General features: G+C 62.7%; 17 protein-coding genes and 3 pseudogenes. 14 read left to right on the forward strand and 6 right to left on the reverse strand.

The window, feature by feature from the left end:
• Position 1 precedes the first annotated feature (1 nt).
• The 12 genes and pseudogenes from resB (at position 2) to PV768_RS20690 (ending at position 8,456) form a co-directional block, all read left to right on the forward strand.
• Positions 2–1,651 (forward strand): cytochrome c biogenesis protein ResB, encoded by a 1,650-nt coding sequence (gene resB, locus PV768_RS20635; RefSeq protein ID WP_421094062.1) that lies wholly within the window; start codon positions 2–4, stop codon positions 1,649–1,651.
• Positions 1,651–2,758: pseudogene (gene ccsB / locus PV768_RS20640) on the forward strand (c-type cytochrome biogenesis protein CcsB). Before resB ends, ccsB begins: the two are co-directional and overlap by 1 nt.
• A gap of 61 nt (positions 2,759–2,819) precedes the next feature.
• A pseudogene (locus PV768_RS20645) lies at positions 2,820–3,041 on the forward strand (DUF4396 domain-containing protein); the annotation flags it as partial.
• A gap of 241 nt (positions 3,042–3,282) precedes the next feature.
• Positions 3,283–3,840, forward strand: a complete 558-nt coding sequence (locus tag PV768_RS20650) for a hypothetical protein (protein WP_421094063.1) — start codon at positions 3,283–3,285, stop codon at positions 3,838–3,840.
• 446 nt (positions 3,841–4,286) lie between these two features.
• Positions 4,287–4,505, forward strand: coding sequence for a hypothetical protein (locus PV768_RS20655; RefSeq protein WP_421094064.1), 219 nt, complete (start codon positions 4,287–4,289; stop codon positions 4,503–4,505).
• 20 nt (positions 4,506–4,525) lie between these two features.
• On the forward strand, positions 4,526–4,918 hold the full coding sequence (locus PV768_RS20660; RefSeq protein WP_251421457.1) for a hypothetical protein: 393 nt from the start codon (positions 4,526–4,528) through the stop codon (positions 4,916–4,918).
• 305 nt (positions 4,919–5,223) lie between these two features.
• Positions 5,224–5,700 (forward strand): hypothetical protein, encoded by a 477-nt coding sequence (locus PV768_RS20665; RefSeq protein WP_421094065.1) that lies wholly within the window; start codon positions 5,224–5,226, stop codon positions 5,698–5,700.
• 148 nt (positions 5,701–5,848) lie between these two features.
• Positions 5,849–6,478 carry a DUF305 domain-containing protein gene (locus PV768_RS20670; RefSeq protein ID WP_251421462.1) on the forward strand — a complete coding sequence of 210 codons (630 nt, stop codon included), beginning with the start codon at positions 5,849–5,851 and terminating at the stop codon, positions 6,476–6,478.
• Between the two features lie 87 nt (positions 6,479–6,565).
• Positions 6,566–7,444 carry a F510_1955 family glycosylhydrolase gene (locus PV768_RS20675; protein WP_397425333.1) on the forward strand — a complete coding sequence of 293 codons (879 nt, stop codon included), beginning with the start codon at positions 6,566–6,568 and terminating at the stop codon, positions 7,442–7,444.
• A 125-nt stretch (positions 7,445–7,569) separates the two neighbouring features.
• Positions 7,570–7,981: pseudogene (locus PV768_RS20680) on the forward strand (four-helix bundle copper-binding protein).
• A gap of 16 nt (positions 7,982–7,997) precedes the next feature.
• Positions 7,998–8,216, forward strand: coding sequence for a hypothetical protein (locus tag PV768_RS20685; protein WP_421094066.1), 219 nt, complete (start codon positions 7,998–8,000; stop codon positions 8,214–8,216).
• A 99-nt stretch (positions 8,217–8,315) separates the two neighbouring features.
• A complete protein-coding gene (locus tag PV768_RS20690; RefSeq protein WP_251421468.1) occupies positions 8,316–8,456 on the forward strand; it encodes a hypothetical protein in 141 nt (46 codons plus the stop codon).
• Between the two features lie 128 nt (positions 8,457–8,584).
• Here the strand turns inward: PV768_RS20690 and PV768_RS20695 are convergent, their stop codons facing one another.
• Entirely contained in the window at positions 8,585–9,295 is a 711-nt protein-coding gene (locus PV768_RS20695) for an aspartate/glutamate racemase family protein (RefSeq protein WP_251421472.1), read from the reverse strand.
• The gene (locus tag PV768_RS20700; RefSeq protein WP_421094067.1) at positions 9,285–10,598 is read right to left on the reverse strand and encodes an MFS transporter; all 1,314 of its coding nucleotides are present in this window, start codon (positions 10,596–10,598) and stop codon (positions 9,285–9,287) included. The genes PV768_RS20695 and PV768_RS20700 overlap by 11 nt, the downstream gene beginning before the upstream one ends.
• 1,221 nt (positions 10,599–11,819) lie before the next feature.
• Between PV768_RS20700 and PV768_RS20705 the strand changes: the two genes are divergently transcribed.
• On the forward strand, positions 11,820–13,004 hold the full coding sequence (locus PV768_RS20705) for a TerC/Alx family metal homeostasis membrane protein (RefSeq protein WP_421094068.1): 1,185 nt from the start codon (positions 11,820–11,822) through the stop codon (positions 13,002–13,004).
• 263 nt (positions 13,005–13,267) lie between these two features.
• Here PV768_RS20705 and PV768_RS20710 read toward each other — a convergent pair whose 3' ends face one another.
• From PV768_RS20710 to PV768_RS20725, 4 genes are all read right to left on the reverse strand, one after another.
• Positions 13,268–14,029 carry a hypothetical protein gene (locus tag PV768_RS20710; protein ID WP_421094069.1) on the reverse strand — a complete coding sequence of 254 codons (762 nt, stop codon included), beginning with the start codon at positions 14,027–14,029 and terminating at the stop codon, positions 13,268–13,270.
• Positions 14,022–14,207 carry a hypothetical protein gene (locus PV768_RS20715; protein WP_421094070.1) on the reverse strand — a complete coding sequence of 62 codons (186 nt, stop codon included), beginning with the start codon at positions 14,205–14,207 and terminating at the stop codon, positions 14,022–14,024. Before PV768_RS20715 ends, PV768_RS20710 begins: the two co-directional genes overlap by 8 nt.
• 129 nt (positions 14,208–14,336) lie before the next feature.
• Complete coding sequence (locus PV768_RS20720; protein ID WP_421094071.1) at positions 14,337–14,882, reverse strand: hypothetical protein; 546 nt, start codon at positions 14,880–14,882, stop codon at positions 14,337–14,339.
• Positions 14,883–15,160: 278 nt separating this feature from the next.
• Positions 15,161–15,727 (reverse strand): recombinase family protein, encoded by a 567-nt coding sequence (locus tag PV768_RS20725; protein ID WP_421094072.1) that lies wholly within the window; start codon positions 15,725–15,727, stop codon positions 15,161–15,163.
• 197 nt (positions 15,728–15,924) lie between these two features.
• On the opposite strand from PV768_RS20725, the gene PV768_RS20730 reads away from it, so the two are divergent.
• Complete coding sequence (locus PV768_RS20730) at positions 15,925–16,227, forward strand: DUF4193 domain-containing protein (protein ID WP_421094073.1); 303 nt, start codon at positions 15,925–15,927, stop codon at positions 16,225–16,227.
• The last annotated feature ends 150 nt before the right edge of the window (positions 16,228–16,377 follow it).

Here is a 16,377-nt window from a genome sequence, read left to right on the forward strand (position 1 = left end):
GATGTCCTCATCTGACGCAACGGACACTGCGGCAGCCCCAGTTCCTGCGCCGCTGGGTCCCGCCGGAATGCTGCGCTGGGCATGGACGCAGCTGACGAGCATGCGGACAGCGATCTTCCTCCTGCTTTTGCTGGCCGTGGTCGCCGTGCCCGGCTCGTTGTTCCCGCAGCGTCCGGCAAACCCTGCCCTGGTCACGCAGTACATCAAGGACCGCCCGGAGTACGGGAAAATCCTTGACTCGCTCCAGCTTTTCGATGTCTATTCCTCGGCCTGGTTCTCGGCAATCTACATCCTGTTGTTCATCTCCCTGATCGGATGCGTGATCCCCAGGGCACGGGCCCACTGGAAGGCCCTGCGCTCAGCCCCGCCGCGCACTCCCCGGCGGCTGTCCCGGCTGCCCGAATACGGCACGCTCGTGCTGCCGGCGAACGCCGCTGTCAGCCCGGGCGACGCCGTCCGGGACGCAGCGGAGGTTCTAAAGAAACGCGGCTACCGGGTCGACATCCGGGACGCTGACGGCCCGATGCCCTCACTGGGGGCCGAACGGGGACTGCTGCGGGAAGTCGGCAACCTCGTCTTCCACACCGCCCTGATCGGCGTGCTGGTTTCCGTGGCGATCGGCGGATTGTTCGGCTACCGGGGCCAAAAAATTATCATCGAAGGCGACACCTTCGTCAACACCCTTGTCGGCTACGACAACTTCACGCCCGGCACCAACTTCCAGTCCGACTGGCTGGACCCGTTCGCCCTCACCCTGGACAAGTTCGAGGTCCGCTTCGACCGCGAATCCATTAGGCAGTTCGGGCAGCCCATCGACTTCAAAGCCGCCCTGACGATCAGGGAAAGCCCTGATGCCGCCCCGCAACAGCAGGTCCTGAAAGTCAACGAACCGGTCTACTTCGGCGGGACCGGAATCTTCCTCGTCGGCAACGGCTACGCACCCATCATCACCGTCAAGGACGGTGACGGGAACACCGCGTTCAGCGGCCCCGTCGTGTCCGTGCCCAACGACGCCGTCTACACCTCCAGCATTGTCCTCAAGGTCCCGGACGCCGCGCCTTCCCAGCTGGGTTTCGTCGGGTTCTTCCTGCCCTCGGCCATCAAGAACCAGGAGGGTGTGTCCTACAGCTTCGACCCGGACCCGCTGAACCCGCAACTGAACCTGAACTCCTACTACGGTGACCTCGGGCTGGACACAGGCAAACCCCAGAACGTCTACAACCTGGACGTGCAGAACCTGACCCAGCTTAACGGCCGTGATCGTCCGGCCGGCGGCATTGTCCTGGACGCCGGGCAGAGCTACACCCTCCCGGAGGGCAAAGGTTCGATCAGTTTCGACGGGCTCAAACGCTACATCGGGGTGGACATCCGCACCGACCCCGGCCAGGCCGGTGTCCTGGTCTTTTCCCTGATCGCCACCGCCGGGCTGATCGTCTCCCTGTATGTGAACCGCCGCCGTGTCTGGCTCCGTGCCGGCGCCCACGAGGACGGGCGGACCATGATCGAATACGGGCTGCTGGCCCGCGGCGAAGACCACCGGCTCGCGCCCGAAGCCACCGCGATCCGTGCGCGGCTCGGCGCCCGCTGGAACCTGACCGAGTCCCGCCCCGCTGCGGCCACCGTCCCTGCCCGCTCACCGAAGGAGCACTAATGTCGGAGATCAACGAAACAATGGGTCAGTACAGTGAGCTGTTCATGCTCCTGGCCGCAGGCACCTACACCGTGGCGTTCATCGCCTTCGCCTGGGACCTGGCCCGCAGCAGCAAGGCCCTGCGGACGGTGGACCTCAGAGCCGCATCCGCCGCGCCCGCCCTGGCCTCCCGGCCAGCCAGGGTTCCGGGTCAGCGCGGGAACCAGCGCCGCCGCGGACCGCGCGGCCTCCGGCGTTGGCGGACCGGCCGGCATTGCCGAACGCCCCAGCTCAGCAGCCCGTCAAACAGGAGCGGACGCGGCCGGTGCAGGACAAACCGCCGAGCCCGGCATGGGCTACGCCCCGGAGCAGCGCATGCCGGCGCGCATCGGTGTGGCCCTGACTGTGCTGGGCGCCCTGATCCACGGCGCCGGAGTCTTGACCCGGGCCCTCGGTGCGGGTCGGGTGCCGTGGGGGAACATGTACGAATTCCTCACCACCGGCGCCTTCGCCGCCGTGGCTGTGTTCCTGCTCGCGCTGATCCGTCGTGACCTGCGGTTCCTGGGAACCTTCGTGGTGGGCCTGGTCATCATCATGCAGGTGGCCGCCTCGGTGGCCTACTGGACTCCAGTGGGCCACCTCGTTCCGGCCCTGCAGAGCTACTGGCTGATCATCCATGTCTCCATCGCCGTGCTCTCCTCGGCACTGTTCACCCTGACCTTCGCGATGTCCGCCCTGCAGCTGGTCCAGTCCCACCGGCAAAAATCGGTGGCTGCCGGCGGAAAGGACAAGCTCGGCTTCATGCGCCTCGTTCCTTCGGCGCTTAGCCTGGAGAACCTCTCCTACCGCATCAACGCGCTCGGTTTCATCGGTTGGACCTTCACCCTCATGTTCGGTGCTATCTGGGCCGAGAAGGCCTGGGGCCGCTTCTGGGGCTGGGACACCAAGGAAGTCTGGACCTTCGTGATCTGGGTGGTCTACGCCGGCTATCTCCACGCCCGCGCCACCAGGGGATGGACGGGCACCCGTGCAGCCTGGCTGTCCATCGTCGGCTACCTGTGCGTGGTGTTCAACTTCACCATCGTGAACCAGTTCTTCAACGGCTTGCATTCCTACTCCGGGCTGTGATGGCATCACAGGTGCCTGAGCGTATCAACCGACCACGGCGGGCCAGGGCGGAAAGAGTGCCGGCACCGCCTTGCTGACCGCCATCGTCACTGTCCTCGCCTTCGACACCGGCATGGGCGGATGGATGCTTTTCATGCAATTCGGCAATTTCATGCCGGCCCCTACCGACATCAGCTTCTTCTTCCTCATGCAAGTCGGTCTGGTTCTGGAGTTCTTCACCGCATACCAGCCGTCCGCTGGCTCATTCGGCGTCGCGTCAAAGTCGTCTCGCTGTGATCGTTAAGGATGCAATGCGAGTGGGTCCACCGCGAACTCCCGCTCGCCGTGCTGGAAGCACCTGCACCGGCACGGCTTCCGGTATGGTCACCGACACGGCTACCACAGTGGCCTCCCGAAACCCGTGCGACCGGACCCTGCGGCGTCCACGGTCGGCCACGACGACTCCGCAGCCGCGGGCACCCGCATACCGTTTCGTCGGTTTCGACGCGCAGGAGCACTCCAGCCCCGGTGCCGGCAGTAGCATAATGAGAAGCGTCCGGGATGGCGAGCAGCGCGACACGAATGTGTCGGATGAACTGCCCGCTAGGAATGCCGTGCGGTCCAGCCCCAAACGACGGAAGCAAAGTGAACCGACGATGCAAATGATCTCGACAACTAAGTTCCGGGCAGTGAAGACATCTGCGATGCTGTTGTGTCTCTCATGGCTGGTTGTCGGCTGCTCAGGTGGAAACGCAGAATCCGAAGCAGCTCCAAGCGCATCGGTGCTTCCATCGCCGGAGTCCAGTCCCAACAGTTTGGCGGGAAGCGAAGTCTGCGGGGACCTTCTTGCTCAACAGGAGTCGTTCAACTATTTTCCGCCGTTGATCTTGTCCAAGCGTGAGGGAGCGCCGGAAGCGCTGGATGAGGCCATAAAGAAGGTTGAAGACGTCGACGCGTCGGCTATACCGGAGTTGGAGGCGAAGCTCAAGGATTTGGCAGCAACGATGAATCTTGGACGCGGCGAAGCGAAAGATTTTGACTACGATAAATTTGTGGCCGCCAAGATCGAGGTTGATGAGTGGATAACTAAAAACTGCCTGTGAACACCGGTTGATTCGGTCCACGGACGTCCAGTGCTTGTGTGAGTCTCGTGTCCGGCCATGAAAATTCACGAATCGTGGAACGGATCCCGGACCGCTTTCGATGCCGCCTCCGCGGTGGCTTTGTCGTCCTTGGCCCCGGTCATCCATTACCGGATTGTCCAGATCCGGCTATCGGGCCGCTGCTTTCGATGTCCCTGCTGCAGAGAAGTAAGGACTGATCACGGGGCAGCTGCCCGCGACCAACACCCGGCGCCCCAACCGCCCACAACGCCAGGTTCAGCTTCCTAAACGCGCCAAAGCCTAGCTGGTCTGCCCGAGAATATGTGACGCAATTTACATTCTCGCCCATCCTTTCCCGGAGTTGTTCCGAAGTACTGGTGCCCCCGAGGGCACCAACGTCACACGCGCGTGTATGAGGAGATTTTCCCCAGGACGGAAGAAGAGCAATGAAACAGCACAAGCTATTGCTGGCCTCCCTGACCATGGCCACCCTGCTGCTCTCCGGCTGCGCAACAGCGGCCGGATCGGCGTCCACCCCGGCCAACGTCTCGACACCGGCAGCTCCGCCTGAGACCGGGAACGCCGGCAACCACGGCGGCGGGCACAACGCAGGGGGTCATCATCACCCGAAGCGACCATCGACGGGCCCAGCGATGCTGCCCTAATGGTCTGCGGGAAACAACCGATGGACAGGCTCAAGTCCATCCTGGACCTGGACGCGGATCCACACACCGCCAACGACTGGGCCGACAACACCTTCACCTGCACCTATCACCTGGGCGAAGGCGCGCTGAAAATCTCCGTCAAGGAAGATAAAGACCAGGCAACTGCACGGACAACCTTCGATGCAATGCAGGGCCTTGCCAAGGACGCCGAACCCATCGAAGGACTCGCCAACTTGGGCTTCCCGGCCTATGAGACCGCAGACGGGTCAGCGGTCTTCCAAAAAGACAGCTTCGTCCTGCACGTGGACGGCACAAACCTGCCCGCCACCCTCGGGCCGGAAAACATTACCCGGAACGCCCTGGCCTACCAGCTCTCCACCACCATCCTGGCCTGCTGGGTAGAACACCCCTAACAGACACCCCGGCGGTACCCGTCAAAGGTTCACCCATAAAGGCAAACACCAGAACCGGTCCACAGGCTATAACGTCCTCGCGGTTTATCTGGCCGCCGGTGTCCTGGCGTTCGCCGGCGTGTTCTCCCCCCGGCGGGCGCTGTGCTGATGTCGGTATCCCCGATTGTGGTGGCCCTGAACGCCCAGTTGCTGCGGAGGGTGAAACTGAATCCATCCCGGGTACGTTGATCATAAGGCTGTGACCGGCACGAAGCCCCTGCCGGTACGCTTAAAACCATTGATCCGGTGTGGAAGGGAGGAAAGTTATGACCGCAGTATCACGCGGCCCCGTCACCGCTTTCCTCCTCCGTGCAGGCCTTCTGACCGCAGCACTGGCCATCATCGCAGGGATTTTCGGCATGCACATCATGACCGATGCGCACAACATGCCCGCCGGGCCCGCCATGCCCGCAGCAGCTGCCGGCCCGGCCATGGCGCCGATGTCCGGCGCCCCGACCGGCAATGCCGGCCATGGGCCAGGACGAGTACCGGACGGGGCAGCAGTTGCCGAAACGGCAACCGGCTCCTCTTCCTCCTGTTCCGTCGCAGGGTTCTGTCCCGAGATGTCCGCGATGGACAACGACTGTGTGCTGTCACCGGGAAACACGCCACTGACGGCCCCTATGCCGGGAACAGCACCATCCGTGCTGCCGGAATTCGATGGCCGGGCTGCGGCCGGCACGAACTATTCATACTCACCGGACAGCCCTTCCCCCGGTGACCTCTGTATCAGCCGTACGTAAACCGGCACTTTTGCGCCGTGTCCCGTCCCGGCGCACAGCCCAGCCACCAGCACGCATGAAGCAGCCCCGCCCTCCGGCCGGGCCGCCCCTGCACGCAACGTCCAAGGCGCCCTAAGCGCCGCTGGTACTTTTGAGGACCCCGATTTTTATGAAAAAAACCCTGACCATTTCCGCTGCCGCCATCGCCGCAGCCATCGCCCTCGCCGGGTGCTCCGCCGGCCCTGAAACAGCCAGTCCGGACGCAAGCATCACGCCCGGCATAAACCATGACAGCTCCGGCATATCATCCAGCCCGGCTCCAGCAGCTTCGGCTGACTTCAACGACGCGGACACCATGTTCGCGCAGATGATGATCCCGCACCACACCCAAGCGGTGGCCATGAGCGACATCATGCTCAATAAAGAAGGTATTCCCGACGCGGTGACCCTCCTGGCGGCCAAGATCAAAGCGGCCCAAGCCCCCGAGATCGAGAAAATGACCGGCTGGCTTGAAAGCTGGGGCCAGCCCACGGTGATGCCCACGAACATGCCTTCGACCCACAGCATGTCCGGGATGATGGGCGGGGACGACATGGCCAAACTCGAGGCCGCGCAGGGTACCGAGGCCGCCAGGCTGTTCCTTACCCAGATGATCGCCCACCATGAAGGCGCCGTCATGATGGCCAAGACCGAAACCACCAACGGCAAAAACGCCGACGCGGTCCAGCTCAGCAAGGACATCGTCAGCTCCCAGGAAGCGGAAATCCAGGAAATGAAAGACCTGCTGGCCCCCCTGTAGCAAGCACACATCCGGCACCGGCCCCCTCCCGGGGGCCGGGCCCTCCCACAGACATTTCCCGGTCCACCCTTTGGAGTTTCCGTGCCCCTGCACTCTTTTACCCGTCGCCTGCCCGGGGCTGCCCTCGCGGCCGCCGCCCTTCTGTTTACGCTGTCCGCCTGCACCCCCGGCTCAACAACCGATAGGCCGGGCGCCGGCACCGCACCGTCCATTGCGGCCTCGGGCCTTCCGAGCTCCCACGTCCATGGACTCACCGTCATCGGTGACACCGGCCAGGTACTCCTGGCCACCCACGACGGCCTCTTTGACGTCACCACGTCCCCGGCCACCAAAATCGGTGACACCAACGACCTGATGGGCTTCACCACAGTCGGTGACAAGGGCCCGTTTTACGCCTCCGGGCACCCGGGCCCCGAATCGGATCTGCCCAACCCGATGGGTCTACTGAAGTCCTCCGACGGCGGCAAAACCTGGGAACAGCTCTCCCGGCAGGGGGAATCCGACTTCCACGCCATGACCATCACTAAATCCGGCATTATTGCCTTCGATGGGACGCTGCGCACCAGCCCTGACGGGAAGACCTGGACAACCGCGTCGGCCGGGTTTGCCCCGGCGGTCCTGGCCGGGCATCCCGGCAGTGACACCGTTCTGGCCACCACCGAGGAGGGTATCCAGCGCTCCACCGACGCCGGCGCAACGTGGAAGCCGTTGGACGGCGGGCCGGTGATCCAGTTCGCCGCCTTCGCGAACCCGGCCGAGGCCGTGGGCGTTGAACCGGACGGTACGGTGCACTACTCCGCTGACGGGGGGCGGACCTGGACGCAGAAGGGCCGCATCGATGCCCAGGTGGTGGCGGTCGCCGCGGTCAAGGGCGAGGACGGCATGCCCTGGATCTGGGCGGCCACCCCGGACGGGATCGTTTCCTCCACGGACGGGGGAATGACGTTCCGGCCAGCGGGCGCCTAATAGCCTGATTCCTGACTGGTTCCTGACCTGTTGGGCATACCGCTGGCGTGTCTAGGGAGAAGGGGACGGCCGGGAACGGCTCCGGCGGCCCCTCGCCCAGTGACAGGAGCCACCACGTCAGTGCCATGCTCAACGCCCGCCCCGAGGCGGACACTGCCCCGGGCCGAGACAGCCTGGCCGAATGTATTGCGGCCTGCTTCGAGTGCGCCCAGACATGTACGGCTTGCGCGGACGCGTGTCTCGACGAGGACATGGTCGCCGAGCTCGCCAACTGTATCCCGACAGATTTGGACTGCGCCGACTTCTGTGGCCGCGGGAATATCCTGACCCGGCAGACCGGCGGGCAGAGCCCTATCACGTTGTGGCGTTGAAGGCCTGCCGGGCAGCGTGCGCGGCCTGCGCCGAAAAGCATGGGGGATGCACGAGCACTGCCGGATCTGCGCCGAAGCCTGCTGCCGCTGCGAAGCCGCCCTGCGGTGTCCTCCTGGCCGGAGGCTAGGAGTTTTCGGTGCAATAGCTGCTCGTTCTAGGACGTGAGGGCCAGGGCGAGCAGTTGGACCAGGCACACTCCGCAGAGCGTGAGGCAGCAGCCGCCGCCACAGCGGCAGGGCCCCGGGCAGTGACCGCGGAGGCCCGGGCAGTCGCCCTCCGGGAAGGCCACGACGCTCTGCTGCAGCGCATCACCCCGGAAACCCGATGGAAGGCCTCAGCCAAGGGGAGGCGGATGGCTAAGACGAAGAAGGCAGCCGGCGGCCTAAGCCGACAAGCGTAAAGGGGCGAAAACCCGCTGGCTCCCAGCGGTGATAGGAGAGCCGACGGCGCGGACAACGAACAAGACGAAATGCAGCACCAGAGCGAGGGAGGAGAGCCCATGACGAAGCGGACAGAAGAGGCCAAATCAGATGGAGGTCCGGCGCCGGTGTCCTTCCCCGGAATGTTGTCCCTTGAGCAGGTCCAAGAGATCCTGAACCTGGGCGCACCGGCGGTCTATGCCCTGGTGAGAAGCTGGTGAGAAGCGGGGAGTTGAGGGACCACGTCAGGTCGGCACTTAAGGTGGCCGCGCTCCCAGGAACCATCATGTGAGCTGGACGAGGTGGGGGCGCGCCTTCGCGGAAGGTGCGCCCTCTCACCACATCCTGTTTATTGGGTTGCTGTTTGTGGCGTGGTCGATAGTTCCTGGAGGACCTTGGCGCATGCGCTGGGTACAGGCTGGATGATCTCCGCCATGCCGGTCAGCGCCAGCCGCCTGGCTGTTTCGCTGAGGGGTCCGCCGGCGATGATGACTGCTTCCGCCCCATCATTGTGGCTGGCTTCGCTCACTGCCTCGGCCAGTTCCAGATACTGCTGTTCCGGGTCCGAGGCGAGAACCAGCGGTTCGGACCTCGTCAGCCTGACCCCGGTGAACCACCGGCTACGGCCATGGCGCTTAACCAGTGCCGACAGCGACCCGGCGAGCAGGGGAGTGCTGGTCGCCATCCCGAACCGGCGGCCCTCTCCGCAGGCTGACTGGATGGAAGCCTGGCCGATGCCGATGACGGGTATGTCAAGGCTTTCGGCAAGGGCACTCCGTCCCGGGTCGCCGATGGCCGCAACAATCACCGCTTTGACAGTGGTTCCGTCCGGCCCCCTCATATAGTCGTGCACAGCGTCGTGGACGTGCTGTGCCGATTCTGCGAGGGAGTCCGGGTCGATGATCATGGCGGGGCCTCCGGCTGCCGTCAGGCCGACCACTTCCAGGCCCTCGGGTTCGAGGATGCCGGCGGCTATGTCGGTCATCAGCTGGGTGGTCCGGGAGTTGCTGTTCGGATTGATCAGGAGAACCTTCGCCTGAGCGCTGGATTCAGTGGCCATAGATGGCTCCTTCGTCCTCGGTGGCGTCCTCTTCCAGCGGCTGTCCGAACGTTTCGGGCGGGAACTGCACCACGACGCCCAGGATGATGAAGAGCCCCGCGAGGGTCGTGAACATGCCCATGAGTCCTGCGGCGTCGAAGATGACGCCGGAGATCAGCGGGAACAGCCCGCCGGACAGTGACCCGGCGGCCAGGATGATCGAGGTGCCGAACCCGCGGGTGCGGGTGGGGTACAGCTCGGGGGCGAAGAGCCAGATGGTGGTGTTCAGGATGATGACGGAGAAGTTGAACAGCACCCCGAACAGAACGACCAGGACGATGTCATTCGCGAGGAAGGCCATGGAGAGCCCAGCGGCGCAGCCGAGGATTGCTGCCCCGGTGAGGACCTTCTTGCGGGGGAGCCGGCTGGCCAGGAACGCGGCGGTTGCGGCCCCGATGAGGGATCCGGACTGCATGATGAGGGTGAACCAGAGGCTGGTATTGAGGGCGTAGCCCCGGGAGACCAGGATGGTGGGCATCAGGGTCAGCATCGAGATCTGGGCTGCGTAGGACATGCACACGGCGACGCAGAGCAGGACGGTCCGCTTCAGGAGCCGGCCGCGCAGTGCGTCCTTCCAGTGCCCCTTGGATTCGATGACAGCCGGGCCCGGCACCGCGGTGATGTAGGCTTCCGGGTCATCAATGCGGCCTGAGAGCTTACCGCTGGCGAGCCGGGTGATGACCATGTTGGCTTCATCGAGCCGTCCCTGGGACGCCAGGAACCGGGGAGTTTCCGGGACGTACCGGCGGAAAAACATGACCAGCAGGGCCGGGATGAAGAGCAGGCCGAAGACCCAGCGCCACTTGTCCGGGCCGTCGAAGAGCGTGTAGACAAGGATGCCGAAGGCCGGGGCGAGCATGTTGCCAAGGCCTGCGGCGGTGACGTTGATCAGTCCGACGGCGGTGCCGCGGTGCTTGGCTGCAAAGAACTCGGCCATCATGATCACGGCGACGGCGATTTCTCCGCCGAGGCCGAACCCGACAATGAAGCGCCCGGCGGCGAGTATCGGGTAGTTGGGTGCTACGGCGCACAACAGTGAGCCGCCGGCGAAGATGATCAGGTTGATCACCAGCATGTTCCGGCGGCCGTACTTGTCGACGATCAGCCCCGTTGCCACGCGCCCGAGCGCGGTGGCAGTGAAAGTCATTGTGTTAAGAAGTCCGATCTCGCCGGCGCCCAGGCCCCACGATTCCCGAAGGACCGGGCCGGTAATGCCGACGGCGTTCTGCTCCAGTGCATCGAAGAAGACGCCCAGTAGAATCATTAAAACAATTTGGCGGTGTGCCCCGGTCACCCCGATGCGCTGATACGCCCCCTCAATCTGGTGGGCCAACGTACCCTTGCTGGACGCCTGATCCAGCGCGGCCTCACTCTTCTTTTCCATAGTGCGCCCCTTTTATGAGCTTCGGAACCGGCCTCACCCTTGAGCACCGCCTCAGTTCCACGATATGAAATTCCTTTACCGCATTAAGGAATGTGACTTAGCTTACATCCGTGGCGGTGCTGGAATCAACGGGTCAAGGAACAATGCTTTGTGACTCACTCGCTTCCGGAAGACTCCGGACTGAGGCCCCAGCTAAACGAACGCGGAGAGGCTTCGGCCGCCTGCTTAGCGGTTCCGTTCCAGGCTTGCGCGGTGTGTCCAACTGGTGTAGCGGGACAACCCTTCGGGCACTGATGCTGGGCCAGTGTCATGGGTGGACGTTTCGCCGTCGACCAGTACGGGCGCCTGCGGGCGTTACGTCGCCCCCGGTGGGTCGCTCTGGATACTTACCAACAACACCGTTGGCCGTGGAAACCCCTCGGCAGAGGATGACCGGATAGTGCACTTCCCCCTTTACCTGATTGAGCGGACCTCTTGTCCTTGCCGCTAACCGGGCGCGAGGGCAGGCCCGGGAATACCGGTCCCCCTCGGAAGGAGGCTCAGGTGTCTTGCTCCGGCGGCGTCCCACCTTTGGGAGCCAGCGCGAGTGCGGGTCGCAGCATTAGGGCGTGGTTTCCAGCGGTTTTGAATCCGCCATAGTCCCGGGCAATTCCGTTCCGCGGTTCCAAGTGATCATGGCGGCCGGGACGGTCTGGCCGCCGTGGTCCCCAGGAAGGTGCAGCAGGGTCGTAACCCCTGATCGAGTGAGGCGCCGGCCCAGCTGTCAATGAAGTCAGTACTGGTGATCGGGTACCTCGGCTCGGAAAGCCACGGCGCGGCCGGGAACCGGACCGGCAACTCCAAGCGACGGGAGCCCGTCAGTGACCGGTGAAGGTCCCTCCCTAAAACGAAACGACGGGCCTCAATTCCTTGGGGCTGAGACTGCTATTTCGTCTTGCTTCACCCCCGGTTAGGGTGAAAACACGTAAGGGAGTATTCCGAAGCGCTGCAAACGTCACCACGTTAGGCATCGATGCCTCGCCGGGTGCAGCGGCCCGCCGGACGGCGGGCGGAGAGACTTACTCGGCTGGCTGCTACGCACCTTACGAAAGCAGGAACACGTTGACTGTTTCTCCGCTGATCTGGGGCATCACCATTGTGGGCATTCTGGCCCTGCTGGCCTTTGACTACTTTTTTCACATCCGAAAAGCGCATGTTCCCCACCTGAAGGAAGCGGCCATTTGGTCGTCCATCTACGTGGGCATCGCCATCATCTTCGGCGTTCTGGTCTTCGCCTTCGGCGGCCCCGATATGGGTAAGGAGTACTTCGCCGGGTACATCACGGAGAAGGCACTTTCGGTGGACAACCTGTTTGTCTTCCTGATCATCATCGCCAGCTTCCGGGTTCCACGCGAGGACCAGCAGAAGGTGCTGTTGTTCGGCATTATGTTCTCCCTGATCGTCCGCACCGGGTTCATCTTCCTCGGCGCGGCACTGATCAATTCCTTCGCCTGGGCCTTCTACGCCTTCGGTCTGATCCTGCTGGTCACGGCGGGCAACCTGCTCAAGCCGGACCACGGCAGCGGCGAAGCGGACAATTTCATGATCCGTCTGGCCCGTAAGTTCTTCCACACCACCGACCACTATGACGGCGACAAGCTGCTCACCATGAAGAACGGCAAAAAGGTCCTGACCCCGATGCTGCTGGTCATGGTCGCCATCGGCGGTACGGACATCATGTTCGCGCTGGATTCGATTCCGGCGATTTTCGGCCTCACGCAGAATGTCTACATTGTCTTCACGGCCACGGCGTTCTCGCTGATGGGCCTGCGCCAGCTGTACTTCCTGATCGACGGCCTGCTGGACCGGCTCATCTACCTGTCCTACGGCCTGGCCGCGATCCTCGCCTTCATCGGCGCCAAGCTGATCCTGCACGCCCTGCACGGAAACAACCTGCCGTTCGTCAACGGCGGCGAACCGGTCCCAAGCATTGAAATCAGCACCGAACTGTCCCTGACCGTCATTATCTGCGTGCTGATCGTTACCGTGGTGACCTCGCTGCTGAGCAAGGCAGGCAAGGCGCAGACCGCAATCAACAACGCCCGACGCCACGCTGTCAACTACCTGGACCTCGAATACACCGCGGACCCCGCCGAGCGCGAGCGTATCTATAACGCCCTGCGGAAGGAAGAACAGCAAATCGAACAGATGGAACCGAAATACCGCAACAAGGCCAAAGACATAGAAAAAATCCGCGCCGAAGTAGCCGAGGCGCACCGCCGGCACAAGGAGTACCTCTCGCGCTAAAACGCTGGGTCGGAGTGATCGTAACCACGGACGCCCCAGAACTCCGCTTGCTGCGCGGGTTCGCGCGGCCAAGAGTTCGTCATAGATTCCCGATCGGTGCCAGGGGCCATCCGTCCCGAGGCAGACCCTGCGCGGCTGGCATTTCGGGCCCCTTTGAGGCCTCTCCCCCGCTCATTTCCGAAGGCCGATAAGGGATATTCCGTCAAGCTAGGACTAGCGCTTGAAGTAGGAACGGTGGTCCGGCTGTCTTCCTGATTTCCGGCTCAGAACTGCTCCAGCTTCTGACTCCTCAATCCTGGTTTTTCTTCCGTTGATCCAAGCCACTCCACGGTATAACCCAGCTCCGTCAACGCCTCTACTGCAGCTTCGGGGTTGTCGGCTACTGCCGCCCTTAGCTGAGTATCTCGCCAAAGGGACCGTCCTTCCCTTAAGGACGAGCGCCACTCTACGGAGCGGTCGATGGCAAACTCGACCACGAGCATTTCGAGAACGTCCTCAAGCGCAGGCCTAAATCGTGGTCCGCCCAAGGGCAAGTGCAGTTGGGACGGACGCATCGATGTACCGGCCGCGGTGTCGAGCCTTCTCCTGTCTGCGCGTCTATTCTTTCCGGCATCTTCCATAGCCCTCGTTAGGGCTTCGGACACAGTATGCATATTGATGTGCGCTGATGGAACACTGCTCTTGGGGCTCCGGATGAAGTCGTAGCGCACGATGGGCTCAGTTGTTAAATGGTGATGGATCGCAAAGGCACTCGATTCAACAGCGAGATACGTGTTCGCCTGATTCAACTCGCAGTGATAACGAACAGTAAGCCGAAACACTGGATTGCCGGAGACTGTAAGGACTAGACCTTCGCCCTGAATGGTCTTCACGACCACGCGGCTGCCTCTGGCGTCTACGTGCACGACGTCGTCGTCGCGGCCAAGAAAAGCCTTTAGAGTGTGGTTCACCCTCGCGGCGAACTCTCCAGCCTTGCGCTCTATGCTCCGCCTGTGTTCTTGCCTGCGTTGCGCCGGGCTACTCACCGAGAAGGTAGTTTATGTCAGCTATCTCTTCAAAAATGGCGTACTGACTTACCGTCAGGCGGTAGTCCTCTCCCTGTGACATGAGTTCGTCGAGTGTCAGTCCCGACTTCTGCACCAATGCGTCTCGTTCATGCTTCAACTCTTCAGTGGTTTTGAAGTCCACGGCCAAAACCGTCATGGGTGGTCCCTCCTTGCGCCTGTGGCACAAGTATTGCACTCGCCGCCGACAATTTTCGTACCCGTAACCTCGAGTCCTGAGAAGCGCGATAAATCGACGTAGCTAGATGACCAGTGCAACGAATGCATCCTAGATCTTGCGAGATCTTCCTCGATGCCGGTGTAGTGCGTCTGTCACTTCTCCTGAACAGTCCCAAACCTCTTCCATGGCTGCGTGCAGCTGGGCACCCATGGTGTCTAGCTCCTCCGGAGTCTGGATGGCTGCCTCCAGTTGACCTTGGGCGTTGCGGCGGCGGCTGGAAAAGGCCGTTGAGCCGGGAGTGAGTGATCCCCCCGCTGAGGCGTGAAGTATCTTGTTTCGTTGTTCCAATGCTCGTTTGGCGCTGGCGAGAACTGTCACGACCCGCTGCTGTAGCTCCGGGGACAAAGGGGAATAAGGCGACAGTGCAAGCTTCTTAGACATCTGAATCATCTGTGAGCCGGTCATACCGTCCGTCAGTGTTGTTCCCACCCCTGTCCTAGCATCAATGAGAACTGCGCAAAAGTCTGCCAGGGTTACTTCCAGCCATGCGGCCCAGATTGCGATCCGGCCGACGGCAGCTTCGCCCTCAAGCGACATGGAGGTATGCGTGCGGTAGTACGGCAAGGCAGCTTCCTCACGGGTGTCTGGGTCCATGGAACCAATCGTAGGTGCCGCGGTGTCTTTACCCGCACCGGCCTGTTATCGTGCGCGCAACGCGTCAAGGCCGGGGCGCTTTGCTCGGCAATGCGTTCCGGTCCCTGCCCTTGCGTCGCGCAACAGACCCAGGAATAGGCGAAATTTCGACCAAATCGCGTTGGTCGAAATTTCATGGGACAACTACGAACGCTAAATCTCAAGGTTGTGGGAACGGCTCCGGATTTGAGTTCTATACTCGCCGGCCATAACGCTGCACTGGGGGAGGAGCCTGGGGTCTACTGACCTCGGGCTTGGCGGAGGTACTGATAGACCGTTTCCCGGCTGATTCCATAGTCGCGGGCGAGGACGACTTTCGGGATGCCGTTGCCGGCGCGTTGGACCAGTTCGGTTGCCCGTTCCGGCGTCAAGGTCTTCTTCCTGCCCTTGTAGGCGCCGCGTTGCTGGGCCAGGGCGATGCCTTCGCGTTGGCGTTCCCTAATCAGGGACCGTTCGAATTCAGCGAAGGCACCCATGACTGAAAGCATGAGGTTGGCCATGGGGGAGTCCTCGCCGGTGAAGACGAGGTGTTCTTTGAGAAATTCGACCCGCACTCCGCGCCGGGTGAGGCCTTGGACGAGTGCGCGGAGGTCATCGAGGTTTCGGGCGAGCCGGTCCATGCTGTGCACGACTATGGCGTCGCCGTCGCGGACGAACCGGAGTAGTTCGGTCAGCTGCGGCCGCGCGGTGTCCCGGCCGGAGGCCTTGTCCGTGAAGACCCGGTCCAGGACCTGTCCTTCGAGCTGGCGCTGCTCGTTTTGGTCAAGGGTGCTGACCCGTACGTAGCCGATGCGCTGACCATTCACGGCGGCCTCCCGTTCGTCGGTGTGTGAGAACGAGTGTCGGCCCATGCCGGGGACACGTCAAGACCCGCCGGACGCGGGAACTATCTCTAGCCCAGAGGACGGCAGCCATATCCCTGCGCGGGATAAACCTCGCGGTGGTGTAGGTTGCTCACTGGTAAAACACAAGCGACAGAGTGAAGAAACGAGGACCACCACCCGTGGCTGCCGATTACGACGAAGTCCGTTCCGACGTCAAAGAATCCCAGGAACGCTCGCTGGAGGCCCTGAAGTCCGCCAGCGCCCCGGATGCCCGCAGCGTCGTCACCGAACTCGACGAAGCCGACGCTCTCGATGAAGGACTGACTCCAGGCGGGGAAATCGTCTCCGAGGAACTCATCGTCCAGGTCGTCCCGCAGGCCGCGGACGAGTTCACCTGCTCATCCTGTTTCCTGGTCCGGCACCGGTCCCAGCTCGCGCGCGAAGACAACGGGAGTTCCTACTGCATCGAGTGCGAGGGCTGACACCGTCAGAAAACCGGTTCGGCCCGGACGGTCGCGCCCGAAAATGATGCATCTGATGCAGTACGCAGCCTTTTACTGGCATCCCTGCGGATTGAAAGCGGGCGTATTCATTCGCGGTGGCTTCGTCTCCCCGGCAGCTATTCCCATGCA

This window comes from Pseudarthrobacter sp. CC4, from assembly GCF_048957775.1.
Classification (GTDB): domain Bacteria; phylum Actinomycetota; class Actinomycetes; order Actinomycetales; family Micrococcaceae; genus Arthrobacter.

Coding starts and splice junctions, on each gene's coding strand:
- resB (WP_421094062.1), top strand. CDS start 2: ATGTCCTCATCTGACGCAACGGACACTGCGGCAGCCCCAGTTCCTGCG.
- PV768_RS20650 (WP_421094063.1), top strand. CDS start 3,283: ATGAGAAGCGTCCGGGATGGCGAGCAGCGCGACACGAATGTGTCGGAT.
- PV768_RS20655 (WP_421094064.1), top strand. CDS start 4,287: ATGAAACAGCACAAGCTATTGCTGGCCTCCCTGACCATGGCCACCCTG.
- PV768_RS20660 (WP_251421457.1), top strand. CDS start 4,526: ATGGACAGGCTCAAGTCCATCCTGGACCTGGACGCGGATCCACACACC.
- PV768_RS20665 (WP_421094065.1), top strand. CDS start 5,224: ATGACCGCAGTATCACGCGGCCCCGTCACCGCTTTCCTCCTCCGTGCA.
- PV768_RS20670 (WP_251421462.1), top strand. CDS start 5,849: ATGAAAAAAACCCTGACCATTTCCGCTGCCGCCATCGCCGCAGCCATC.
- PV768_RS20690 (WP_251421468.1), top strand. CDS start 8,316: ATGACGAAGCGGACAGAAGAGGCCAAATCAGATGGAGGTCCGGCGCCG.
- PV768_RS20695 (WP_251421472.1), bottom strand. CDS start 9,295: ATGGCCACTGAATCCAGCGCTCAGGCGAAGGTTCTCCTGATCAATCCG.
- PV768_RS20700 (WP_421094067.1), bottom strand. CDS start 10,598: ATGATTCTACTGGGCGTCTTCTTCGATGCACTGGAGCAGAACGCCGTC.
- PV768_RS20715 (WP_421094070.1), bottom strand. CDS start 14,207: ATGACGGTTTTGGCCGTGGACTTCAAAACCACTGAAGAGTTGAAGCAT.
- PV768_RS20720 (WP_421094071.1), bottom strand. CDS start 14,882: ATGGACCCAGACACCCGTGAGGAAGCTGCCTTGCCGTACTACCGCACG.